Origin of the sequence: Actinospineispora spinosispora DSM 44797 (assembly GCF_000429025.1) — a bacterium.
GTDB lineage: Bacteria > Actinomycetota > Actinomycetes > Mycobacteriales > Pseudonocardiaceae > Pseudonocardia > Pseudonocardia spinosispora.
In genome coordinates, this window is the sequence record NZ_KE386833.1 from 421,899 (window position 1) to 444,289 (window position 22,391).

The 22,391-nt window shown below is 69.2% G+C and carries 22 protein-coding genes; 13 read left to right on the forward strand and 9 right to left on the reverse strand.

What is annotated here, in order from left to right; all coding sequences use genetic code 11:
- The first annotated feature begins 154 nt into the window (after window positions 1-154).
- From G406_RS49895 to G406_RS0125655, 6 genes are all read left to right on the forward strand, one after another.
- Window positions 155-1,420: a PTS transporter subunit EIIC gene (locus tag G406_RS49895; protein WP_156935164.1), complete on the forward strand. Its 1,266-nt coding sequence runs from the start codon at window positions 155-157 to the stop codon at window positions 1,418-1,420.
- 35 nt (window positions 1,421-1,455) lie between these two features.
- On the forward strand, window positions 1,456-1,725 hold the full coding sequence (locus G406_RS0125635) for an HPr family phosphocarrier protein (protein ID WP_028935961.1): 270 nt from the start codon (window positions 1,456-1,458) through the stop codon (window positions 1,723-1,725).
- Window positions 1,722-3,377: a phosphoenolpyruvate--protein phosphotransferase gene (ptsP, locus tag G406_RS49900; protein WP_064743024.1), complete on the forward strand. Its 1,656-nt coding sequence runs from the start codon at window positions 1,722-1,724 to the stop codon at window positions 3,375-3,377. The genes G406_RS0125635 and ptsP overlap by 4 nt, the downstream gene beginning before the upstream one ends.
- Window positions 3,370-4,551 (forward strand): N-acetylglucosamine-6-phosphate deacetylase, encoded by a 1,182-nt coding sequence (locus G406_RS0125645; RefSeq protein WP_211241255.1) that lies wholly within the window; start codon window positions 3,370-3,372, stop codon window positions 4,549-4,551. The genes ptsP and G406_RS0125645 overlap by 8 nt, the downstream gene beginning before the upstream one ends.
- Window positions 4,552-4,553: 2 nt before the next feature.
- Entirely contained in the window at window positions 4,554-5,330 is a 777-nt protein-coding gene (locus G406_RS0125650; protein ID WP_028935963.1) for a glucosamine-6-phosphate deaminase, read from the forward strand.
- 77 nt (window positions 5,331-5,407) lie between these two features.
- Window positions 5,408-6,133, forward strand: coding sequence for a GntR family transcriptional regulator (locus G406_RS0125655; protein WP_028935964.1), 726 nt, complete (start codon window positions 5,408-5,410; stop codon window positions 6,131-6,133).
- Window positions 6,134-6,152: 19 nt separating this feature from the next.
- Here the strand turns inward: G406_RS0125655 and G406_RS0125660 are convergent, their stop codons facing one another.
- Together G406_RS0125660 and G406_RS0125665 are read right to left on the reverse strand one after the other, a co-directional pair.
- The gene (locus G406_RS0125660; protein WP_028935965.1) at window positions 6,153-6,560 is read right to left on the reverse strand and encodes a hypothetical protein; all 408 of its coding nucleotides are present in this window, start codon (window positions 6,558-6,560) and stop codon (window positions 6,153-6,155) included.
- A 186-nt stretch (window positions 6,561-6,746) separates the two neighbouring features.
- Complete coding sequence (locus G406_RS0125665) at window positions 6,747-6,929, reverse strand: hypothetical protein (RefSeq protein ID WP_156935165.1); 183 nt, start codon at window positions 6,927-6,929, stop codon at window positions 6,747-6,749.
- 374 nt (window positions 6,930-7,303) lie between these two features.
- On the opposite strand from G406_RS0125665, the gene G406_RS0125670 reads away from it, so the two are divergent.
- Window positions 7,304-7,987 (forward strand): hypothetical protein, encoded by a 684-nt coding sequence (locus G406_RS0125670; RefSeq protein ID WP_156935166.1) that lies wholly within the window; start codon window positions 7,304-7,306, stop codon window positions 7,985-7,987.
- Between the two features lie 170 nt (window positions 7,988-8,157).
- Here the strand turns inward: G406_RS0125670 and G406_RS0125675 are convergent, their stop codons facing one another.
- The gene (locus tag G406_RS0125675; RefSeq protein ID WP_028935968.1) at window positions 8,158-8,757 is read right to left on the reverse strand and encodes a TetR/AcrR family transcriptional regulator; all 600 of its coding nucleotides are present in this window, start codon (window positions 8,755-8,757) and stop codon (window positions 8,158-8,160) included.
- 97 nt (window positions 8,758-8,854) lie between these two features.
- Between G406_RS0125675 and G406_RS0125680 the strand changes: the two genes are divergently transcribed.
- The 4 genes from G406_RS0125680 to G406_RS49905 all read left to right on the forward strand — a co-directional run bounded on the left by G406_RS0125680 (window position 8,855) and on the right by G406_RS49905 (window position 13,196).
- The gene (locus G406_RS0125680; protein WP_028935969.1) at window positions 8,855-9,673 is read left to right on the forward strand and encodes an enoyl-CoA hydratase-related protein; all 819 of its coding nucleotides are present in this window, start codon (window positions 8,855-8,857) and stop codon (window positions 9,671-9,673) included.
- Window positions 9,674-9,675: 2 nt separating this feature from the next.
- Window positions 9,676-10,821: an acyl-CoA dehydrogenase family protein gene (locus G406_RS0125685; protein WP_028935970.1), complete on the forward strand. Its 1,146-nt coding sequence runs from the start codon at window positions 9,676-9,678 to the stop codon at window positions 10,819-10,821.
- Window positions 10,822-10,852: 31 nt separating this feature from the next.
- Entirely contained in the window at window positions 10,853-11,599 is a 747-nt protein-coding gene (locus G406_RS0125690; protein ID WP_028935971.1) for an SDR family NAD(P)-dependent oxidoreductase, read from the forward strand.
- Window positions 11,600-11,663: 64 nt separating this feature from the next.
- Entirely contained in the window at window positions 11,664-13,196 is a 1,533-nt protein-coding gene (locus G406_RS49905; protein ID WP_037078414.1) for a CYTH and CHAD domain-containing protein, read from the forward strand.
- 87 nt (window positions 13,197-13,283) lie between these two features.
- Here G406_RS49905 and G406_RS0125700 read toward each other — a convergent pair whose 3' ends face one another.
- The 5 genes from G406_RS0125700 to G406_RS0125720 are packed head-to-tail and all read right to left on the reverse strand — an operon-like array spanning window position 13,284 to window position 18,408.
- A complete protein-coding gene (locus G406_RS0125700) occupies window positions 13,284-14,615 on the reverse strand; it encodes an MFS transporter (protein ID WP_028935972.1) in 1,332 nt (443 codons plus the stop codon).
- Window positions 14,616-14,646: 31 nt separating this feature from the next.
- Complete coding sequence (locus G406_RS0125705) at window positions 14,647-15,669, reverse strand: 2Fe-2S iron-sulfur cluster-binding protein (protein ID WP_028935973.1); 1,023 nt, start codon at window positions 15,667-15,669, stop codon at window positions 14,647-14,649.
- On the reverse strand, window positions 15,666-16,667 hold the full coding sequence (locus G406_RS0125710) for a PdxA family dehydrogenase (RefSeq protein WP_028935974.1): 1,002 nt from the start codon (window positions 16,665-16,667) through the stop codon (window positions 15,666-15,668). Before G406_RS0125710 ends, G406_RS0125705 begins: the two co-directional genes overlap by 4 nt.
- A complete protein-coding gene (locus G406_RS0125715; protein ID WP_156935167.1) occupies window positions 16,664-17,152 on the reverse strand; it encodes an aromatic-ring-hydroxylating dioxygenase subunit beta in 489 nt (162 codons plus the stop codon). Before G406_RS0125715 ends, G406_RS0125710 begins: the two co-directional genes overlap by 4 nt.
- Window positions 17,149-18,408 carry an aromatic ring-hydroxylating dioxygenase subunit alpha gene (locus tag G406_RS0125720; protein ID WP_028935976.1) on the reverse strand — a complete coding sequence of 420 codons (1,260 nt, stop codon included), beginning with the start codon at window positions 18,406-18,408 and terminating at the stop codon, window positions 17,149-17,151. Before G406_RS0125720 ends, G406_RS0125715 begins: the two co-directional genes overlap by 4 nt.
- 193 nt (window positions 18,409-18,601) lie before the next feature.
- Between G406_RS0125720 and G406_RS0125725 the strand changes: the two genes are divergently transcribed.
- Entirely contained in the window at window positions 18,602-19,336 is a 735-nt protein-coding gene (locus tag G406_RS0125725) for an IclR family transcriptional regulator domain-containing protein (RefSeq protein ID WP_028935977.1), read from the forward strand.
- A 10-nt stretch (window positions 19,337-19,346) separates the two neighbouring features.
- On the opposite strand, the gene G406_RS0125730 is transcribed toward G406_RS0125725, so the two are convergent.
- A complete protein-coding gene (locus G406_RS0125730) occupies window positions 19,347-20,279 on the reverse strand; it encodes an aldose 1-epimerase family protein (protein WP_028935978.1) in 933 nt (310 codons plus the stop codon).
- Window positions 20,280-20,728: 449 nt separating this feature from the next.
- Here G406_RS0125730 and G406_RS54550 point away from each other — a divergent pair, with 449 nt between their 5' ends.
- Window positions 20,729-21,652: a coiled-coil domain-containing protein gene (locus G406_RS54550; RefSeq protein WP_156935168.1), complete on the forward strand. Its 924-nt coding sequence runs from the start codon at window positions 20,729-20,731 to the stop codon at window positions 21,650-21,652.
- Window positions 21,653-22,391 lie beyond the last annotated feature (739 nt).

Below are 22,391 nucleotides of genomic sequence, written 5' to 3' on the forward strand. Positions count from 1 at the left end.
CCGGCGGTTGACAGCACAGGGCCTGTCAGCCCATCCTCTCGTAACTGGTTATGACCGGACCGTACCGGTGCGCCCGAGGAGCCGCAATGGTCCACCGCGCATCCGGTCGGCCGGGAGTCCTGTCCATCTGAGCGAGCCAGAGGTCGCCATGAGCATGAGCGCCGCCACGCCGACGAAGAACCGTAGAGGACTTGCCGGGCTGCAACGCCTCGGCCGCAGCCTGATGCTGCCGATCGCCGCGCTGCCGGCCGCGGGTCTGTTGCTGAGACTGGGCCAGGACGACCTTCTCGGTCATTTCTCGGCGCTGAAGACCGTCGCGGCCGTGCTGGCCGCGGCCGGCGGCGCGCTGTTCGACCACCTGCCGCTGATCTTCGCGGTCGGCATCGCGATCGGCTGGGCACGGAAGGCGGACGGGTCGACGGCGCTGGCCGCGGTCGTCGGATACCTGGTGCTGGACGGGGTGTTCACCGCGTTGAGCCCGGTGCTGCTGCCCGGCAAGCTCGACAGCCACGGAAAACCCGAGCTGATCAACTACGGTGTTCTCGGCGGTATCGTCGTCGGCCTGCTCACCGGCATCCTGTGGCAGCGGCTCTACCGCACCAAACTGCCTACCTACCTGGGCTTCTTCGCCGGTCGCCGGTTCGTGCCTATCGTGGTCGCGATCGTCATGATGGTGCTCGCCGTCCTCATGAGCCTGGTCTACCCGCTGTTCAACGCGGGACTGACGGGCCTGGGAAACGCGGTGAACAGCAACGTCGTGGTCGGTGGCGGGGTGTACGGGGTGGCCAACCGGCTGCTCGTGCCACTCGGTCTGCACCACATCCTGAACTCCGTCGTCTGGTTCATCCTCGGCGACTTCAACGGCGCGCACGGTGACCTGAACCGGTTCTTCGCCGGCGACCCGACCGCCGGGACGTTCATGACCGGCTTCTTCCCGATCATGATGTTCGGTCTGCCCGCCGCCGCGCTGGCGATCTGGCACGAGGCGAAGCCCGCGCAGCGCAAGGTCGTCGGCGGCGTGATGCTCTCGGTCGCGCTGACCTCGTTCGTCACCGGCATCACCGAGCCACTGGAGTTCTCCTTCGTCTACGTCGCGTGGCCGCTCTACGTCATCCACGCGATCCTGACCGGCACGTCGATGGCGGTCACGAACGCGCTGGGCATCCACGACGGGTTCAGCTTCTCGGCGGGCGCCATCGACTACCTGATCAACTTCGGGCAGGCGACGAAACCGCTGCTGCTGATCGTGATCGGCCTGGTCTACGCGGCGATCTACTACGTGGTCTTCCGGTTCGTCATCCGTCGGTGGAACCTGCGCACTCCTGGCCGGGAGGACGAGATCGACGAGACCACGAGCGACGCACCGGCCGCCGTGTCCGGCGCGGTCCAGCCGAACGCCGACCCGACACCCAGCAGCTGACCACCTTCACCCCTGCCCGAGGAGTTGACCACGCCATGCCCAGCCGTACCGTCACCGTCGCGTCCGCCGTCGGACTGCACGCCCGGCCGGCGGCCACGTTCAGCCGCGCCGCGGCGGCCACCGGTTTCGCCGTGACGTTGAGCGTGCCCGACAAGGAACCGGTGAACGCCGCGAGCATCCTCGCGGTCATGGCGCTGGGCGTCGAACACGGACAGGAGGTCACGATCGCGGCGGAGGGTGAGGGCGCCGACGCCGCGCTGGAGAAGCTGGCCGATCTCCTCGCCACCGACCAGGACGTCCGATGAGCGACGCCGCCCTGCTCGGGAGGGGGGTCAGTCCCGGCGGCGTGTGCGCGCGGCTGGCCAGGCTGGCGCCGCCACCGGCGACCTCGGCGGACGACCCGGTCGGCGAGGATGTCAGGACCGAGCTGGCACGGGCGAACCAGGCGCTCGACGACGTCGCGGCGCTTCTCGAGGAACGCGCCGCGAAGGCCGAGGGGGTCGCGGCGGAGGTACTGGTGACGACGGCGGCCATGGCTGCCGATCCCACACTGCGCGACGCGGTGGCGGAACAGCTGAACCAGGGCAGACCGACGGCGCACGCGGTCACACTGGCGGTCGAGGGTTTCTGCGCCCAGTTGCGGGCGATCGGCGGTTACCTGGCCGAACGAGTCACCGACCTGCGCGATGTCGCCGCCAGGGCGGCTGCGCTGCTGCTCGGCGTCGACATGCCGGGGATCCCGTCGCCCGGCCATCCGATCGTGCTGACCGCTGTCGATCTGGCGCCCGCCGACACCGCGACGCTGCCGGGCAGTGACGTCGTGGCGTTGGTGACCGAGCAGGGTGGGCCGACCGGGCACACCGCGATCCTCGCCAAATCTCTCGGTCTGCCGGCGATCGTGGCGTGCCCGGCGATCGCCTCGGTCCCCGCCGGAACGTGGGTTCTGGTGGACGGATCGACTGGAACCGTTGAGGTCGATCCGTCGCGGGAGGCACGGGCCCGGGTCCACGCGGTGAAGCGGCCGGAGGGCGAACCCGGCCCCGGGCGAACCAGGGACGGCTCGCCGGTCGCGCTGCTCAGCAACATCGGCACCACCGCCGACGCCAGCCGGGCGGCGGCGAGCGGCACCGAGGGGGTCGGGCTGTTCCGGACCGAGTTCCTGTTCCTCGACCGCCGGACCGCGCCGACCGAGGCCGAACAGACCGAGACCTACGCTTCGGTGCTGGCCGGCTTCGGCGAGCGACCGGTCGTGGTGCGCACGCTCGACGCCGGCTCCGACAAACCGCTGCCGTTCCTCCCGCTCGGCGTGGAACAGAACCCGGCGCTCGGCGTCCGGGGACTGCGCACCTCGGCGCTGCACCCGGACGCTCTCGAGACCCAGCTGCGCGCGCTCGCCTCAGCGGCACGGGACACCGGGCGACCGGCGCGGGTGATGGCACCCATGGTGGCGACCGCCGACGAGGCGCGCCGGTTCGTCGAGCTCGCGCACGCCCATGGGCTGGCCGAGGCAGGGGTGATGATCGAGGTGCCCGCCGCCGCGCTACGCGCCGAGGAGATCCTGCGCGTCGTGGACTTCGTCAGCATCGGCACGAACGACCTCGGTCAGTACGTGATGGCGGCGGATCGCACGTCCGGGGCGCTGGCCGAGCTGCTCGATCCCTGGCAACCGGCCCTGCTCGACCTGATCGCGCTCGTCGGGCGTGCCGGAGCCCTGCACTCCACACCCGTCGGGGTGTGCGGTGAGGCGGCCGGCGATCCGCTGCTGGCCGCCGTGCTCGTCGGGCTCGGTGCGACGAGCCTGTCCATGGCGCCGCTCTCGCGGGCCGGTGTCCACGCCGAACTGGCGGCTCTGAGCAGGCCGGACTGCCGGGCGATCGCGGACGCGGCACTGGCCGGGACGGGCCCGGCCGACGCCAGGGCGCGGGCACTGGGCGTCCGGGAGCGTGTCGGTGGCTGAGCAGCTGCTGCGCGGTGTCGTCGTGAGCGCGGGGCAGCGGATCGACGACGGGTTGGTCGCGGTCGACGGTGACCGGCTGAGCTGGGTCGGACCGGTGAGGTCGTGGCGCGGGGCACCGCCGCCTCCGCCCACCGAGCGCTTCGTGCTTCCCGGCCTGATCGACGTGCATTGCCACGGTGGCGCGGGGTTCGGTTTCCCCGAGGCCGACGCCAGCGGCATGACGATCGCGGTCGAACACCATCAGGCGCACGGCACCACCTCGTTGCTCGGCAGCCTCGTCTCCGCGCCGGTCGATGTACTGGAGAAGCAGATCCGCATCCTGGTGCCGCTGGTCGAGAGCGGTCGGCTCGCCGGCATCCACCTCGAGGGCCCGTTCCTGGCCACGGCCCAGTGCGGCGCACAGGACCCGAACGCGATCATCCCCGGTGACCCCGAGGTACTCACCGGGCTGCTCACCGCGGGTGAGGGGCATGTCCGTTCGATGACGCTGGCACCGGAGACCCCCCGGTTCGGGGAGCTGCTGCGGGTCATGGAGGAGCACCGGGTGCTGCCGAGCTTCGGGCACACCGATGCCAGCGCCGCGGTGACCAGGGCAGCGATCGACCGGACCGGCGGCGCGCCGGTGAGTGCCACCCATCTGTTCAACGGCATGCCCCAGATGCATCACCGTGCGCCGGGACCGGTCGCCGCGTGCCTCGCCGGAGCCGCGCGCTGTGCGTTGGTCGTCGAGCTGATCGCCGACGGGGTGCACCTCGCCGACGACACGGTCTCCGCCGTGTTCGACATGGTGGGTCCCGACCACATCGCGCTGGTCACCGATGCGATGGCCGCCGCCGGGATGCCGGACGGGCGCTATCCACTGGGACCCAAGCTCGTCGAGGTGGTCGACGGTGTCGCCCGGCTCGTCGATCATCCGAGAGGTATCGCCGGCGGCACCGCGCGCCTCGTCGACGTGCTACGCCGAGTCGTACGGCGCGCCGGAGTCCCGCTGGTCGACGCGATCACCTCGGCCAGCTCGACACCGGCGCGTCTGCTGGGTATCGATGACGAGGTGGGCGACCTCGTCCCTGGCCGTCGGGCCGATGTCCTGGTCACCGACGCCGACCTGACGCCGGTCGCCGTGATGCGCTCCGGTGGCTGGACCACCGGATCCCCGCAGCAGAGAGGAAACTGACGATGGAGGTCGTAATCCTGCCGACCGCCGAACAGGGCGGAAAGCTGGTCGCGGACATCATCGCGTCGGCGCTGCGCACCCCGGGGACGATCGGGCTGGCCACCGGCTCGTCGCCGCTGCTGGCCTACCGCGAGCTGATCCGGCGCCACCGAGAGGAGGGGCTGTCCTTCTCCGGGGCACAGGCGTTCCTGCTGGACGAGTACGTCGGCCTGCCGTTCGGACACGAACAGTCCTACCGCCAGGTGATCCGGCGTGAGCTGACCGACCACGTTGACATCGACCCGGCGGCGGTGCACTCACCGGACGGCTCGGGCGACGACCCGTTGTCCGCCGCCGAGGCCTACGAGAAGGCGCTGGTGGCGGCAGGTCCGGTGCGGGTGCAGGTCCTGGGTATCGGCGCGAACGGGCACGTCGGCTTCAACGAGCCGGGCTCCTCGCTGTCCTCGACGACCAGGATCAAGACCCTGACCGAGCAGACCCGCCAGGACAACGCGCGCTTCTTCTCCTCAGCCGAGGAGGTGCCGCGCCACGTCATCACCCAGGGGCTGGGCACCATCCGCCGTGCCGAGCACCTGGTGCTCACCGCCGTCGGCGAGCACAAGGCAGCCGCCGTGGCGGCGGCGGTGGAAGGCCCACTGAGTGCCTCCTGCCCGGCGTCGATCCTGCAATGGCACCAGCACGCCACGGTCGTCATCGACGACGCCGCCGCCGCACAGCTGCACCGGGCCGACTACTACCGCTACACGTTCGAGCACAAACTGACCGGCCAGGGGTTCTGACGACCGGCTGGTTATGACCAGATGAGATACTCGGAAGCGTCCACGTTCATCCATGTCGACCGGCACGGAGGCCACCGATGGCGCAAGCCACGCGCATCGTCGACGGGGCCGTGCCCAAACACGAACAGCTGCGCTCGATCCTGATCGACCTGGCGACCCGGGAACTCACGCCCGGCGACATGTTGCCCAGTGAACGGCAGCTGTGCCTGGACCACAGCGTCAGCCGGATCACCGTCCGGGCGGCGATCGGTCAGCTGGTCAGTGAGGGGCTGCTGGTCCGGGTGCACGGTAAGGGCACGTTCGTCGCGGAGCGCACCGTCCGGTCACGGCTGCACCTGGCCTCCTTCGCGGAGGACATGCGCCGGATGGGGCTGGAACCGACCACCGTGCTGCTGTCGGTCCAACGCACCGTGCCGCCGGACCGCACAGCCGAGCTGTTCGCGTCCCGGGTCGGGCCGGAGGCACTGCACGTCCGGCGGCTGCGAGTGGCGGGCGGATCGCCGATGGGGGTCGACGACGCCTGGTACAACTCGGAGCTCGCGCCGGGGCTCGACGAGTTCGACCTGACCCGCTCGATCTACCGGACCCTGACCGAGCACTACGGACGCCGGCCCGATCGCGCTGAGCAGACGGTCGGTGCGATCGGCGCGGACCAGGAGATCGCCGCGCTGCTCGGCGTCTCGCCGTCGCACCCGATCTTCGTGTTCGACCGGATCACCTACAGCGGTGACCGGGTCATCGAGCACGCCCAGTCGTGGTACCGGGGTGACCGCTACGAACTCCAGATGACCCTGGAGAGCTGACCGGTCGGGCCCGAAGGCCTCAGCGACCGACCTTGATGTCGCCGTCCACCGGCATGGTGGCGACGTTCGGGTGGCAGCCGGGGAACGCGGCGGCGGGCGCGGGGCCCACGAACCCGATGGCGTCGGTCTGGCCGGGGCCGTTGTCCTGGGCGGTGATCAGGATGACCTGGCCCTTCAGCGCGGCGGGCCTGCTGTTGTCCTCCAGCGGATAGAGGAAGCCGACCTTGTTGCCATCGAAGGCGACGCAGGTCGCCGGTCCCTGAGGCGCGATCAGTGTGTCGGCGGGCGAGGTGGCCTTCGCGGAGAAGTAGCCGTGTGCGTGGCCGTCGGAGTCGCGGTGAACATCGAACTCGAATGCGAATAGTGCGGTCGTCCCGGATCCGCTCGCGCTGTTGTCATCGCTTTCTCGGGCGGACGCCACGCCCACCGTCGCAAATAGTGCACTGATTGTGACAACGGTGGTCACGGTCGCGGCAATGCGCACCCGAAGGCTCATGTCTCGACAACTTGCGGGAACCGCATTCGGTACGTGATCGGCGCCGAGTACAGCCAAACGTGGAGGCGCGACCGTGGAGAGAATGTAACTATAACTAAGAGTGAGCGACGATGGCGCTCAGTCGCGGTCTATCGGCTTGCGGTGACGCCCGCCCAGTCCAGGCCGGGACGACAACATGCGGACAACGGCCTGCCCTCCGGAGTCGTCCTCGTCCGAGAGCTGTCGGCGGGCTCGGGGCACGGTGTGGCCGAGCGCGGCCGACCTCGCGCGCAGCCCGTCGTAGATCGGGGTAACACTCACATCGGTCAAGGTATCCATTACTTGCGGCGATGCAACCGCACCACAGTGCGAATCGCTCAACACAATCGAGTGGTTCCTTGTCGAGTTTAATATTATATCAGCACTCTGGGCAATCGCATTGCTGGTCAAGGGCAGTTCTGCGGATCACGCTCTCTCGCTACGTGGGGTGAGGCGCTTGTTGCCTAATGGGGTGATGTCGGAGTGTCCTATTGGGTGGCGTCTCGCTTCGGTGATCACTATCCGATAGAGATCTGCGGGTCCGGAAAACCTGTCCCCGAGGAGGCTTCCAGCTCGTGACGAGCTCTGCTCCCGATCCCGGCGATCACCCTTCCGGGGATGCTCGGTCTCAACCCAGCGTGATCACGCTTGCCGACATGCTCGGCAAGCGAGCCCGTTCCCTGTCTCGTCGTGGTGCCGAGCCCACGCGGGAGGAAGGCTGCCCGTTGTACGCGGCGGCGGCCAGGCACAAGGCGACCGCCACCGCGGGAGTGGTCGTCGCGGTCGGCTCGCTCGTCGCCACGGCGGCCCTGTTCGGCCACGTCGACCGCGCGAATGCGCCAGGACAGCTTCCGCCGTCGAGGCACCCCGGAGGTGGGGCTCCCGGCGCGGACCAGCCAGCCGAGCTGCCGGGCCGGACGCGGGAGATGGTCCCCGGAACGCAGATGATGCGCGACCTGACCACGGTTGCGCTGCCGACCCTGTCGGACCTGACCGTGCCGAACCGCCCCGCGCGGGTTCGCGGTACGGGACGAACGGTGCGCGACACGACCACCGCGAGCCTGACCGCGGCGGACTCTCCGGCCTCCGCGGACCCGGAACAGCCTCGCGATGTCACCGGTCTGGTCGGTGGGACGGTCGAAGCGGTGGGGGAGACGCTCGGTGGACCGGGTGAACCGGTGGCCGAGGCTGGGCGCGGTGCCCGGCACGCGGCCCCGGTCGAGCACCGGGGCAACCGGTCGATCGGACCTCTGTCGAGTGCCCACCAGCGGACGGGCCGCCACGCCGCGCCCGACTCGGTCACCGGCGGAACGGTCAGGTCGATCGGCTTGCTCGGCTAGCACGACCTCGCAGACCCTGCTGTCGCATCGCGGACTGCGCCCGAACGGCCCGCGCCGAGCCCGACTTCGCAGAGCTTCACGTCGTGTCGCAGACGCTGCAGTGTCTGCGACACGACATGATCCTCTGCGAGACGGCACGGACGAGGCGTGTGGAGCTGGCGGGGCATCGTTCAGCGCACCAGCTTCAGCAGGGTCTCGGTCAGCTCGAGGATCGCCCGGTCGCGGTGTTCGTCGTCCAGCTCGCCGCACCATTGCGGCGCCTGGGTCATCGCGGCGTGCAGGCACTGCAGGACCGTGTCGACGGAGGTCACGGTGAACTCGCCGGACCCGACACCCTGCTCGACCACCGTGCGGAAGATCCTGTCGTGACGTCTGCGCAGTTCCTTGATGCGTGCCCGCTGTGCGTCCGGCCATTCGTTCGGGACGAGGAACAGGCGTAGCGCGGCGGGATGGTCGCGGACCGCGATGGCGATCTGCCGCTGGACCAGCGCGCGGAGGCGTTGGGTCGCGGTGCCGGTCTGTTCCTCGGCCAGTGCTTCCAGTCGGCTGCTCCAGTCGTTGCCGAGTGTCTCGATGGCGGCGGTGCCGAGCTCGTCCTTGCTGGCGAAGTAGTGGTACAGCGAGCCCTTCGTGACGTCCAGCCGTTCGGCGACGTCCTCGAGGCTGACCGAGTCGTAGCCGTGTCTGCCGAACAGCTCGGCGGCGGTCGCCAGGATCTCCTGGGTTCGCCGATCCCGCCTGCGTTCCCATCGGCTCGGCTGTTCCGTCATCGGTCCAGGGTGCCAACTACTGACTCTAGGGTCAACTCTTGACCATAGAGTCAAAAGTTGGCATGTTCGACACGACGCGAACGCGAAGGAGCCGACAGTGACGACGATTCCGGACAGTGCGGCGGGCTACGAGGACATCCGCTACGAGATCGACGGCCCGGCCGCGATCATCACGATCAACCGCCCGGAGCGCTACAACGCCTTCCGGGGCAAGACGGTCGAGGAGATGGTCAAGGCGTTCCGTTCGGCATGGGCGGACCGGCGGGTCCAGGCGGTGATCCTGACCGGGGCGGGCGAGAAGGCGTTCTGCACCGGCGGCGACGTCAAGCAGCGAGCTGAGACCGGTGACTACGGCCCGACCGAGAGCGGCATGTTCGAGATCGGCTACCTGCACAAGCTCATCCGGGACATCCCGAAGCCGGTCATCGCCGCGGTCAACGGCATCGCGGTGGGTGGCGGGCACGTGTTGCACGTGCTGTGTGACGTGTCGATCGCCAGCGAGACCGCGCGCTTCGGCCAGGCGGGCCCGCGCGTCGGCTCGTTCGACGCAGGCTTCGGCTCGGCCTACCTGGCCCGGGTGGTCGGGGAGAAGAAGGCACGCGAGATCTGGTTCTGGTGCCGCCAGTACAGTGCGGCGGAGGCGGAGCGGATGGGCCTGGTGAACGCGGTCGTGCCGGCCGACCGGCTGCTCGACGAAGCGAAGTCCTGGGCGTTCGAGGTCGCGGAGAAGAGCCCGACCGCGCTGCGGTTCCTGAAGCAGTCCTTCAACGCCGACACCGACCACCAGGCGGGCCTGAGCAACCTGGCGATGTCCGCGCTCGATCTGTTCACCGCATCCCCGGAAGGGCTGGAGGGGGCAGCCGCGTTCGCCGAGAAGCGCAAGCCGGACTTCGCCCAGCACGTGAACTGGCACTGACCGTGGATTTCCTGTTCGACTCCGACCAGGAGTCCTATCGCCAGGAACTGCGCCGGTTCGCCACCCGGATCCTCGCTCCGCACTACCAGCTCGACGACAAGGCGGCCCGGCTGCGGCCGGGGCTCGCCGAGGCGATGGCCGGCATGGGGCTCACCGGCCTGCGGATTCCGGAACGGTTCGGCGGTCAGGACGCGGGGGCGGTCGTCGCCGGGATCGCGGCCGAGGAGATCGGCAGGGCCGACTTCAACGCGACCTACCTGATCATCAACACCTCGCTGATCAGCGACGTGCTGGTTCGCAACGCGACCGCTGAGCAGCAGGCCGACTGGCTGCCGCCGATCGCGTCCGGACGGGCGCTGCCGTGTCTGTGCGTCACCGAACCCGGCCACGGCAGTGATGCGGCGAACCTGCAGCTGAAAGCCGAGCCCGACGGCGCCGGATGGCGCCTGATCGGCGAGAAGACCTCGATCACCCTGGGGATGAACGCCGACACCGCGCTCGTGCTCGCCAGGACGGGAGGGCCAGGCGCGCGTGGGGTCAGCGCCTTCTACGTCGACCTCGACGACCGGTACGTCCAGCGGTCGGCGTTCGACGACCTCGGCGGCAGATCCATCGGCCGGGCCGCCTTGCACTTCGACGGACTGCCGGTCGCGCCCGACCGGCTGATCGGCGAGCAGGGAGCCGGGTTCGTCTCCGTCATGCAGGGCTTCGACTACTCGCGGGCGGTGATCGGGCTCGGCTGCCTCGGCGCCGCCCAAATCTCGCTCGAGGAGGCGGTGGGGTGGGCCCGCGATCGAGAGGCGTTCGGCCAGCCGATCGGCCGGTTCCAGGGCGTCGCGTTCCCGCTGGCCGAGTACGCCACCCAGCTGCGAGGTGCCCGCCACGTGTGTTTCGAGGCGTTGTGGCGCAAGGACAACGGACTCGACCACAGCGCGGAAGCGGCGATGGCGAAGCTTTGGGCCCCGAAGCTCGCGGTCGACGTCATCCACCAGTGCCTGCTGACCTTCGGCCACCTGGCCTACTCGACCGACAGCCCGTTGGGCCAGCGGATGCGTGACGTCATCGGGCTGGAGATCGGCGACGGAACCGCGCAGGTGTCCAAGCTGATCATCTCCCGGCACCTGCTCGGCCGCGACTACGCGCCCTGACCTGGAATCGAATCACACCGGAGGCACGGACATGACAAGACTGCGGGACAAGATCGCCATCGTCACCGGGGCCGGTCGCGGCATCGGCAGAGGCATCGCGGAGAAGATGGCCGCCGAAGGCGCTACGGTGGTGGTCACCGACATCGACGAGACCACGGCCTCGGAGACCGCGGCGGCACTCGGTGGGGAGGCCATCGGAATCCGGACCGACGTCACCGCGCGTGACTCGGTGAACGCCATGGTCGAGCAGGTCACCGAGCGCTACGGCCGGATGGACGTGCTGGTCAACAACGCGGGCTGGGACAAGGTCGGCCCGTTCGTCGACTCGGACCCGGCGGACTGGGACCGGGTCATCCAGATCAACCTGTACGGCGTCCTCAACACCAGCTACGCGGTACTCCCGATCATGGGGGAGCAGGGGCACGGCTCGGTCGTCAACATCGCCTCGGACGCCGGCCGCGTCGGCTCGTCGGGTGAAGCGGTCTACTCGGCGGCCAAGGGCGGCATCATCGCGTTCACCAAGACCATGGCGAGGGAGATGTCGCGCCGTCAGGTGAACGTCAACTGCGTGTGCCCCGGCCCCGCCGACACCGCGCTGTTCAACTCGATCGGCGGCGACAACCCGAAGCTGCGTGAGGCGCTCATCAAGGCGATCCCGTTCCGGAGGCTCGCCCAGCCGTCCGACCTGGCCAACGTCGTCGCGTTCTTCGCCTCGGACGAGGCCGGCTACGTGACGGGCCAGACGATCAGCGTGAGCGGTGGCCTCACGATGGCGTAGAAGCCGTCAAGGTTACGTTGATCGGCGGGTTTGGAGTGGGGTACCGGTAGGGAAGGCTGTCCGTATGGTTGGTGCAGATGCAAGCGTCGTTCGGGAGACCGAACGCAAGTACGAGGTCAGTGGGAAGGCACGGTTGCCGGAGCCGGGGAAGCTGCTCGGTTCGGCGACCGGAGGCGCGCACGCACGTGAGCTGGTCGCGACCTACTTCGACACCGAGGACCTGCGCCTGCTCACTGCCGGGATCACCCTGCGTCGCCGCACCGGCGGCTCGGACGAGGGGTGGCATCTCAAGCTGCCCGCCGGCCCGGACAGCCGTGACGAGCTCCAGCTCCCGCTGGGCCGTTCCCTGGCCGAGAACCTCCCGCCCGCCGAGCTGCTCGGTCTGGTGCGGGTGCACACGCGTGGCGCGGCGGTGGCCCCGGTCGCCGAGCTCCGTACCCAACGGCGGAGCTGGCAGCTCGCCGAGACCGGCGGTGACGACCTCGCGGAGCTGGTGGACGACCAGGTCGTCGCTCGCACGATGGGCGCGAAGACGACCACGGTCTCCTGGCGCGAGCTGGAGGTGGAGCTCGCCGAGGCCGGCTCCACGAGGCTGCTGGACCGGATCGAGAAACGACTGCTGCGCGGTGGCGCCACCCGCTCCGCGTCGAGCTCGAAGCTGGCCAAGGTGCTGAAGGTCGAGCGCGCCGCGACACCCGCGCCGGTGGGAAAGTCCTCGTCGGCGGGCGAGGTCGTCCTGGCCTACCTGCGTGCCCAGGCAGACCAGCTGAGGACACAGGACCCGCTGGTGCGGCGGGACGCTCCGGACTCGGTCCACCAGATCCGGGTGGCCGCGCGCCGCATGCGCAGCACCCTGCGCGCGTTCGGGCGGGTCCTCGACCGGGAGAAGACCAAGCCGCTCGCCGACGAGCTGCGCTGGCTGGGCCGCGCCCTGGCGGATGACCGCGACAGCGAGGTACAGGACGAGCGCTTCTCCGATGCGGTGTCGCGGCTGCCCGACGACCTGGTGTTCGGCCCGGTCCACGCGACCCTCACGAGGGTCATGCAGCGCCGGCAGGCCGAGGCACGCGAAGCGACGCTCGAGGCGTTGAACAGCGATCGGTACCTGGCGCTACAGGCTCGGATCGACGAGCTGCTGACGAGCCCGCCGCTGACCCGCAAGGCACGTCGACCGGCGCGAAAGGTACTGGCCAAGGACGTGGCCAAGTCCTACCGGCGCCTGGAACGCCGGATGAGCGATGCGGCGGACCAGCCCGAGGGCGAACAGCGCGACCACGGCCTCCACGAGGCACGGAAGGCCGCCAAACGCGCCCGCTACGCCGTGGAGACGGCCGCGCCCGCGATCGGCAAGCCCGCGCGGCGCACGCGCAAGAACCTGAAGAAGATCCAGAGCGTGCTGGGCACCCACCAGGACACGGTGGTCGCGCGGTCCGTGCTGTGGCGCTTCGGCGCACTGGCCGGCCAGGAGGACCAGAACGGTTTCACCTACGGCGTCATGCACGCCAACGAGCGTGCCGAGGCCGACCGGGCGGAGCGCGCCCTGCCCGAGGTCTGGAAGAAGGCCACGAAGAAGAAGACCACGAAGTGGCTCACCTGACCTGACGAGCCGTGACCGCTCGGTTGGTCGTGAGTGTTGAGTATGGCTATGGCCACACTCAACACTCACGACACGGGCATGAGCTGATCAGGTCGAGTACCGGCGCCCGAGCACCAGAACCACCAGCCCGGCCACCAGCATCGGGACGGCCATCGCGTAGAACACCGAGCGAGGGTCCCACCCGGCGCTCAACGCGGCCCCGACGACGAGTGGGCCGGCGATTCCACCGAGCCGGCCGATGCCGAGTGCCCAGCCGACGCCGCTGGACCGCATCGCGGCCGGATAGAACACCGCGGCGAGCGCGATGACGCTCTTCTGACCGCCGCTGACACAGCATCCCGACAGGAAGGTCGCGGTCAGCAACAGCCACACCGGGCTGCCCAGCGCGAGCCCGGTGAGCGCGACGAACACGCAGCCGGCGAGATAGACGCAGGCGACCGTCCCGTACGCGCCGAGCCGGTCCATCGACGGCCCGGTCAGGAAGGCCGCGACGATGCCGCCGACGGTCGTCAGCGTGGTGGCGCTGACCACCGTGCTCATCGGGTAGTGCAGGTCGGTGAGGATGCTCGGCAGCCAGCTCTGCAACGCGTAGAACTCGCCAAGGTTGATCACGAAGACGAGCCAGAGCAGCACCGTGCCCCACACCCAGTGCCGGGTGAACAGGCTGCTCAGCGCGGCCCGCCCGGCGGTTGTCCGGTCCTCCACCGCGACGGCCGACGGCGTCCAGGTGTCATCCAGCGTGGGGTCCACCCGGCGTAGAACCGCCAGCACGCGGCTCGGGTCGTACCGGCGGCGGATCATGAACGTCGGGGACTCCGGCAGGTAGCGGATGAGCGCGGGCACCAGGACGAGCGGTACGAGCGCGCCGACCCAGAACAGCGAGCGCCACCCGTGGTGCGGCAGCAGCCAGCCCACCGCGAGCCCGGCCGCGACGAAACCGAGGGAGAAGCCGCAGTAGATCACCAGCACGAACGTGGCGCGCAGCCGGGCGGGGCTGAACTCGCCGGTCAGCGCGATCGCGCTGGGTGCGGCCGCGCCGAGACCGACGCCGGTCAGGAAACGCAGTGCGACCAGCTCGGTGACGTTGCCCGACCACACCGCGAGCAGCGTGAACACCGCGAACGACGCGGTCGCCACGACGAGCACGCGCTTGTGGCCGAACCGGTCGGACAACGGTGACAGCACGAGATAGCCGACCATCAGCCCGAGCAGCGCCGAGGAGAAGATCGGGCCGAGGACGGCCTGGGACAGTCCCCATTCCTTCGCGATGTGCGGTGCCAGGTAGCTGATGGCCTGGGTGTCGAACCCGTCGATGAACATCACCAACGCGCATAGCGTGATGACGCCGTACTGGAAGCGGCTCACCGGCCGCTGGTCGATCAGTTCGGGTAGTGGGGTGGAGCCGGTGTCGAGGGACATCGTTGGCCTCGTTTCGATGTTCGGGACGGCCTCACTGGTGGGCGGCGGGTTCGAGCTGGTCGCCGAGGCCGGAGGGGACGAATGCGTCGCAGTGGAAACGCTCGGGGGGCAGCCCGGCCGCGAGGAGGTCGCTGCGCGCGGCGTCGGTCATCGCGGGGTTGCCGCAGGCGAACACCTCGCGGTCGGACAGCTCGGGGTGATCGTCGACCACCGCCCGATGCACCGGGCCGGTCCGGCCGGACCACCTGGCGTCCGGCTCGGACAGCACCGGGGTGAACCGGAACCACGGGTATCGGCTCGCCCACCTCGACGGTAGGTCGGCCAGGTACAGGTCCGACGAGGTGCGAGCACCCCAGTACAGGTGCACCGGCCGGCCGTCGCGCCGCTGGATCAGGTCCTCGATGATCGACTTCGCGGGCGCGAACCCGGTACCGGTGACCAGCAGCACGATCGGCCGGGACGACACCGCGTCCACGGTGAACCCGCCGAACGGCAGCTCGACGGTCAGCTCGTCACCCCGGCGCAGTCCACTCACCACCTGCTCGGAGAAGCGCCCGCCGGGAACCCCGCGCACGTGCAGCAGCACCCCGTCGTTGCGGTGCGGGGGGTTGGCCATCGAGTAGTTGCGGGTGTCCCCGTCCGGAAGCCGCACGGTCAGGTACTGCCCCGCCCGGAACCTGACCCGTTTGCCGATCGGGTAGCGCAACACCAGCACCGCGACGTCCGGCGCCGGACGGGTGATCTTGTGAACGGTCGCGGTCATGGTGCGCCTGCTCGGCGGTTCACCACGGGTGACGCTGGCCGGCGCGATCTCCAGTGACGAGCACGCCGTCGCTCGGCACAACAGGAGATCCTCCGATGGCGCCTCGACCAGCCCCCGGCCGCTCTGCCGAGCGGTGCCGTCGACCAGGCCCGCCGCGCACGTCGTGCAGACACCCTTGCGGCACGAGTAGGGCAACAGGTAGCCCGCTCGTTCGGCCGCGTCCAGCACGGTCTCGTCAGGTCCGCAGTCGAATGCGATGTCGGTGCCCGCGACGCGGACGCTCGCCGTCATGACAGCACCTGCTCGGCGCGTTCCGACGGGGCACGCACGAGGCGGATGGCCCCGAGAACCGCATTGGGGTCGGCGCGGTCCCGGCCCGCGATGTCGAACGCGGCACCGTGACCGACGCTGCTGAAGACCAGCCCGGCGCCGAGCGCCACCGCGGCCGACATCCGGCCGGCGAGCATCTTGACCGGGATGTGCCCCTGGTCGTGGTACATCGCGAGGTGCGCGTCACAGCCTTCGCGGCGGCCCGGAGCGAACAGCAGGTCGGCGCCGAACGGGCCCACCGCGTCGATGCCCGCTGCGCGCAGCGTCGCGACGGCCGGCCGGGTGACACGTTCGTCGTCGTCGCCGAACAACCCGTTCTCCCCGGCATGCGGGTTGATCCCGCAGACCCCGATCCTCGGTGACCGGATCCCGCGCTGGGTCAGGAACGTGGCGACGGCCTGGCCCGCCGCGACGACGAGCTCCGGGGAGAGCCTGCCCAGTGCGCCGGCCAGGCTCTCGTGCAGGGTCACGTGCACGACGCGTAACCCTCCACCGACCAGCATCAGGAACACCTGATCCCTCGGGACCCCCGCGAGGTCGGCGAGCAGGCCGGGATAGCCGTCGAAGGCGATGCCCGAGGAGTTGACCGCGGTCTGCGAATGCGGACAGGCGACGATGGCGTTGCCGATGCCGGCGCGGACGGCGTCGACCGCGGCACGCAGGTAGGCGACCGTCGCCGCGCCCGCCTCGGCGCTGACGGTGCCGGGGGAGAAGCTTTCCTCGGGCAGCGCATCGACCGGCACGAGGTCGAGCACCCCTGGTGTCGCCTCGACGGGCGCGGACACCGGACGGATGTCGAGACCGTGCTCGTGAGCAAGCCCCTGTACGACATGCCGGTCCGCGACGAGGACCGGTGCCGCGACACCGTAGCGATCGGTGTCCAGCGCGGCGGCGGCCTTGACCGCGATCTCGGGCCCGACGCCGTTCGGGTCGCCGACGGACAACAGGACCCGGTTCACAGCGGGAGCGCCAGGAGCGTGTCGATCCGGTTGCTGTCGCACACGACCGTCCGCTCGACCAGCTTGGGCGTGGCTTCGGACAGCGTCCACCGGTCCAGGTAGCGGCCGGAGGCGAACAGGTCGGTACGACCGTCCCGCATGACCCGCACGACCATGAAGGACGTCTCGGTACGTGGCTCGTCGCCCGGGTCGTCCGGCGCCGCCGGACACAGCAGCGGCTGGCCGAGGATGTGCCGGTAGGTGTGCCGCTCGTAGATGTTCGCCTCGCGCAGCGCGGACACCCGGTCGGTCAACATGCCCTTGGTGTCGGCCCAGATCAGCCCGGCGGGCAGGCCCGCGCGGTGGTTGTCGGCCGTGGTGATCGAGTAGAAGCACGACGTGTCGGAGAAGAAGTCCGGCCAGGTCTCCAGCTGATCGGTGTCGATGCAGCGTGCGTACTCGGCCTGCGCCTGGCTGATCAGCCAGGCCTGGTCCCGGTCGATCATGCGCTCGCCCCGTTCGCGGCGCGCATGTCCATCGCGGCCAGGTAGGCCTGCCAGAACCCGCGCACGGACGCCTCGGTGACCCGGCTCTCGCTCGACTCGGCCGTCGCACCGCCCATCTGCAGCACCGCTGACTGGTCGGCGGCACCGGCGACACCACGCTGGACGAAGCCGCCGACGCAGCCGTCCTCCATGGAGATGTACCCGGCCGACCCGACGAGGTTGGCCTGCTTGAGCCGCACCCTACGCTGCTCCTCGGTGTCCTCCTCGAAGCCGAGCAGGGTCCAGTTCAGCTCGGTGCTGGCGACCCCGCGCGGCAGGATCTGGCGGACGGCCACCGAGTTCTGGATCTGCTGGAGCACGAAGGCAGGGAAGGTGGAGAGGATCTGCAGCGTCGTGTCGTCGCCGCACTCGGGGAACCCGTCGAGCAGGGACGGATCGGCGAGCCGGTAACCGCTGTCGGATCGGATCTTCTGCTCCGAGTAGCTCCCGTCCTGCTCGGCCTCGCGGTCGATCGCCGAGTAGCTGACGTGATGGCCGCCGTCGGGGCTCACGATGATCCCGCCGCGCATCGAGAGCTTGTTCAGCTCGAACGTCGTGAAGAACAGATGCAGGATGCTCGCGTGGTAGGAGTCCTTGACGTTCTCCACGTAGAGCTTCCAGTTGTTCGGCAGCATCTGGGTGAACCGCCCGAGTACCACCGGGGTGCGCCCGCCGAGGACGCGCTCGATGCGGTCGAGGATCTCCTCGCCGAAGTAGTCCTCGACGTCGGGGACGTCGTTGTCGAAGCTGCCGAAGATGAGTCCGTGCACGACGGCCAGGCGGAGCTTGCGGGGCCAGTGCCGTGCCATGCAGAACGACTCGGGCATCCCGCCCTTGCCCTTGATCCCGTCCTTGAACGCCACGCCGGTCAGCTCGCCCTCGACCGAGTAGGTCCAGGCGTGATAGACGCAGGTGAACTCGGTGGCGGTGCCCTGGGTGTCCAGTGCGATCAGGGCGCCGCGATGCGCGCACCGGTTCTCGAACGCGTACAGCTCGCCGTCGCGGCCCCGGCTGACGATCACCGGGGTGTCGCCGAGGAACGTCGTGCGGTACTGGCCCGGGTCGGTCAGCTCGCTCTCCAGGCACAGATAGTTCCAGTGCGGACCTCGGAACAGCTTCTGTTGTTCGGCGGCGTACACGTCCTCGCGTTGGAAGACCCAGTACGGAACCCGGGTCAGGCCCTCGGGCCAGGACGGGAGTTCGGTGGTGGCGGTCACCGGTCACCTCTGATCGCAAAATGTTCGAATAACGAACAATGAGTTCTTGTACGAACAGTAGAAAGGCCTCATTCTTGTTCTGTCAAGTGCGTCGGCCCGGATGCTTGACAGATCGAGTCGATGTTCGTATAACGAACGCGTGACGCCAGTCCGAACAAATGGTGGTGAGGGTCCGGTTCGTGCCCCGGAGGGGATGGCGGGGCTCGGGAAGGGCCTCGCGCTGATCGAGGCGTTCGGCAGGGAGCATCCTCGGCTCACCGTCGCCGACGCCGCGAGGGCGACCGATACGACGCGTGCCACGGCCCGGCGCTGCCTGCTGACCCTCGAAGCGCTCGGCTACGTGGTGCACGACGGCAAGTTCTTCCATCCCACGCCCAGGATGCTGCGGCTCGGTGCCTCGTTCCTGGAGACCTCGCCGCTGCCGACGCTCGCCCAGCCGCACCTGGAGTCGGCGAGGAACGAGCTCGCCGAGTCGATCTCGTTGGCGGTGCTGGAAGAGGACTGGTCGGTGTTCGTGGCGCGCGCCGAGGCCCAGCGCATCGTGTCCACGGGCGTCCGGCTCGGCGCCCGGCTGCCCGCGCACGCGTCGGCGACCGGGCGGGTGCTGCTCGCGGCGCTGTCGGACGAGGAGCTCGATGCGCACCTACGGCTGTGCCGGCCTCGGCGCCAGACGCCGCACACGATCACCGGGAAGGCCGCGATCCGGACGCGGGTCGAGACGGCACGTGACGAGCGGATGGCCTACACCGACGAGGAGCTGGAGCTCGGCATGCGCACGATGGCCGTGCCGGTCGCCGACGCGCGCGGCACGGTTCGCGCCGCGATGAGCGTCAGCACGTTCGCTGCGCGGGTCACCCTCGACGAGATGCGTGAACAGTTTCTCCCGGTACTCCGGGTGCACGCGGACCGGGTGGGCCGAATGCTCTAGCGCGGGCCGCTCAACCGGTTTGGATTCCCCATGTGCTGGTCGTCGACTCGCCAGGGGCCAGCGTCCTGATCCCGACGCCGGTCGCGAAACCGTTCGGTGGGCAGGTCATCGGCTCCACGGCGAGGCTACGTCGGCGCTTGTCCGGGGACTGAGTGTCACCGGTGAACAATTGAACGTACGGGTAGCTCTCATCGGCCCAGACTCGGTCGCACGTGCCGTCCGGAGCGGTGAGCTCCACCCGGGCCAGGCCGTCCTCGCCGCGGTGCAGGTCGGTGAAGGCGTTGTCGAGGCGGGTGTCGCCGATCCTGCGCGGGACCCGGAAGTCGAACGGTGTGTCGGCCACCGGGCGCTGACCGGTGGGAATGCCCCGCTCGTCGGTGGGTAACCAGGTGTCGGCGGGCATCCTCAGGGTGGCGTGGTCGATCCCGTTCTCACCGGCGACCAGATAGGGATGCTGACCCGCTGCATACGGGCAGGGATTGTCCCCGATATTTGTGGCCGTTGTGGTCACTGACAGTCCGCGCTGACTCTTTTCCGAGGGATTCTGCTGGACGGAATACGTGATGGTGACATCGAGAGAAAAGGGATAGCCGGGTTTCGGGTGCAGTACCGTCCCGAGCACGATGCTGGACGGGCTCTGTTCCCGAGGTGCCCAGTTTCGCCACCGCAGCAAACCGTGGATCGCATTACGGTGTGCCGGCTCGGTGAGTGAGAGCTGGTGACTCACGCCACTGAAAGTGAACTGTCCATTAAGGATTCGGTTGGGCCAGGGAATGAGGGGTGCGCCCCGGGCGCCGCCGCACATCTCGTCGACGCCGTAGCCGTCCAGTACGGCTCGGCCGTCGCTGGAGTACGCACGGATGCCGCCGCCGACCTCCACCAGCGTGGCGCGCTGGCCGCCGTCGGTGATCTCGTACTGCTCCCCGGACGGTGCATGTCCCATCGATGCTGCTCCTGACCTGGCGTTATTCAGCCGGCCGCGACGGCTGACAGGAGTGATCATGCTCGTGGTCGTCCGGTTGCGCCACTCGACTGCCGGTACCGTGCGGACCCATGCCGTCGACAGCCGCCCGGATCGCCGATCCCCTGTTTCACATCCGTACCAGTGGACATCAATTGCACTTTGTGCATCGTCATCTTTGATGAACTTGAGACCGGTCTGAAATGATCCAGGAGTGCTGAATGAAGAGTGCTTTTGGAAACAACTAGCAGGCGATTGAAGCCGAGGGGGTCGCCGTGATTCCCCTGTGATGTCGCGTGTATCGTCGCTCGCAGTGTTCCTGGAGTTCACTCGGTCGGGGTGGATTAGGGCTCCTGGAGCCCTGTCCTTTGCGCACTACTACGAAGAACCGGGGGTCCTTGTGTCCCATCAGTACTGCTGTGGCGCAACCGATGTCTGAGCCACTGGCGGAGCCGACCCAGATGTCGATGTTCGACCTTGTACGGCGTGGCTACGACCGCCGCCAGGTCGACGATCACATGCAGACCTTGAGTGCTCAGCTCGCCGAGGTGCAGCAGGCGCACCAGCGTGAACACCGCCGGGCCGACTGGGCCGAAGGTGAGCTGCGCAACGCTCGGAGCCAGCTGGAGCAGCAGAGCGCCCAGCTCGCGGAGAGCCAGAACTCCGGCGGGCCGCAGGGCTTCGGTTATCGCGTCGAGAAGCTCATGCGTACCGCCGAGCAGGAGGCCGCCGAGGTGCGTACCAGCGCGGCCCGTGAGGCCACCGCACTGCTGGAGCGGGCTCGCGCGGACGCCGAGGCACATCGCCACGAGGTGGAGCAGTCCCTGATCACGCGCACCGCGATGCTCGATCAGGAAGCCGCGCAGCGCAAGGTCGAGCTCGACGAGCGCGAGCGGCAGATCGGCGAGCAGGCGGCCGCGTCCCGGCAAGAAGCCGAGCGCATGCACGCCGACGTCAAGCGTCAGGCCGAGCAGGTTCGGCAGGAGGCGCAGGCCCGTGCCGAGCAGGAGCGGGTCAAGGTCGAGAAGGCGATCCGCGAGCGGCAGGCCGCCGCTGAGCAGGAGCTGACCCGGCTGCGCTCGCTGCACGACGAGGTCCGCGGTCAGCTGGCACGCCTGCTGGAGTCGCTGGCGGGGGAGTTCAGCACGTCACCGATCCCGTACCAGGCGCAGGCTCGCCAGCAGTCGCACCAGCAGCAGTCGCAGCAGCGCGCGCACTCACAGCAACATGCGCAGCAGCACCCGCAGCCGTACCCGCGCCAGTCGCTCGCCCAACACCGTTCCACGGAGCAGTCGATCCCGATGGGTCAGATCGATACGCACGAGGATCGACCGGAGCCGCAGACCGCGAACTAGTGGCCGGGCGCCCGCTCGCAGTCGTCGGGCGGGCGCCCATAGTCACAGCGCCCCGCGTCCGTCATCGGCCATCCGAGTGGCCACGCTCCCTCGTGGAGTACGAGGTTGTTGCGACAAATGTGAGCGGAGCGTCGCCTTGAGGGCCTATCGGCCACTCGAACTGGTCAATGTGATGGCGCCAGACGTGTGACGTAGCAGACGACGGCTGGAGCTGAGCCGTCCCGGGGATATTCTGGCGACAACGAGCGAGTCGTTACCACACACGACTTGCCGCTTGTCGCTGGGGAGCGGGCGAGCGGCTGCGCGGCCGGGGCCGGTCGTCTCGGGGGATGACCGCCCCGGCCCAAAGCGCCATTCAGAGTCTGCCGTTCAGAGCCCGGCGCTCAGAGTCTGGCAGTCCATGGCTCGGCGGCAGAGAGGCGGGTGGGGGACTTCCCCCACCCGCCTCGGCTTGCCGGACGCCTGCCTGAGAGCGACATCGGCGTTGCTGGGGAGCTGGCACCTTTGTTCTTAGTGTGCCGGCGGTCTCACCGCTACCGGGGACCTGCCTCCAGCGGTTAAGCGGAGAGCACCCAGCGGTTAATGAAAGTTTGGTCTCCTCGCCACGCCGGTCGCTCGACATGCGGCCGTTCGGCGCGCGGATCGGCACCGTCCGGCGCAGAGTGGGACCGTGGATCGCGCCGCGCTCCGACGTCGGCCGGTGAGCGGCCGCCGGTACCGGTACGGTCGGAATCTCGGA

What these genes read in the sequence shown, in the direction of transcription:
- G406_RS49895 (WP_156935164.1), top strand. Translation starts at nt 155, where the DNA reads ATGAGCGCCGCCACGCCGACGAAGAACCGTAGAGGACTTGCCGGGCTG.
- G406_RS0125635 (WP_028935961.1), top strand. Translation starts at nt 1,456, where the DNA reads ATGCCCAGCCGTACCGTCACCGTCGCGTCCGCCGTCGGACTGCACGCC.
- ptsP (WP_064743024.1), top strand. Translation starts at nt 1,722, where the DNA reads ATGAGCGACGCCGCCCTGCTCGGGAGGGGGGTCAGTCCCGGCGGCGTG.
- G406_RS0125650 (WP_028935963.1), top strand. Translation starts at nt 4,554, where the DNA reads ATGGAGGTCGTAATCCTGCCGACCGCCGAACAGGGCGGAAAGCTGGTC.
- G406_RS0125655 (WP_028935964.1), top strand. Translation starts at nt 5,408, where the DNA reads ATGGCGCAAGCCACGCGCATCGTCGACGGGGCCGTGCCCAAACACGAA.
- G406_RS0125670 (WP_156935166.1), top strand. Translation starts at nt 7,304, where the DNA reads ATGCTCGGCAAGCGAGCCCGTTCCCTGTCTCGTCGTGGTGCCGAGCCC.
- G406_RS0125675 (WP_028935968.1), bottom strand. Translation starts at nt 8,757, where the DNA reads ATGACGGAACAGCCGAGCCGATGGGAACGCAGGCGGGATCGGCGAACC.
- G406_RS0125690 (WP_028935971.1), top strand. Translation starts at nt 10,853, where the DNA reads ATGACAAGACTGCGGGACAAGATCGCCATCGTCACCGGGGCCGGTCGC.
- G406_RS49905 (WP_037078414.1), top strand. Translation starts at nt 11,664, where the DNA reads ATGGTTGGTGCAGATGCAAGCGTCGTTCGGGAGACCGAACGCAAGTAC.
- G406_RS0125700 (WP_028935972.1), bottom strand. Translation starts at nt 14,615, where the DNA reads ATGTCCCTCGACACCGGCTCCACCCCACTACCCGAACTGATCGACCAG.
- G406_RS0125705 (WP_028935973.1), bottom strand. Translation starts at nt 15,669, where the DNA reads ATGACGGCGAGCGTCCGCGTCGCGGGCACCGACATCGCATTCGACTGC.
- G406_RS0125715 (WP_156935167.1), bottom strand. Translation starts at nt 17,152, where the DNA reads ATGATCGACCGGGACCAGGCCTGGCTGATCAGCCAGGCGCAGGCCGAG.
- G406_RS0125725 (WP_028935977.1), top strand. Translation starts at nt 18,602, where the DNA reads ATGGCGGGGCTCGGGAAGGGCCTCGCGCTGATCGAGGCGTTCGGCAGG.
- G406_RS0125730 (WP_028935978.1), bottom strand. Translation starts at nt 20,279, where the DNA reads ATGGGACATGCACCGTCCGGGGAGCAGTACGAGATCACCGACGGCGGC.
- G406_RS54550 (WP_156935168.1), top strand. Translation starts at nt 20,729, where the DNA reads ATGTCTGAGCCACTGGCGGAGCCGACCCAGATGTCGATGTTCGACCTT.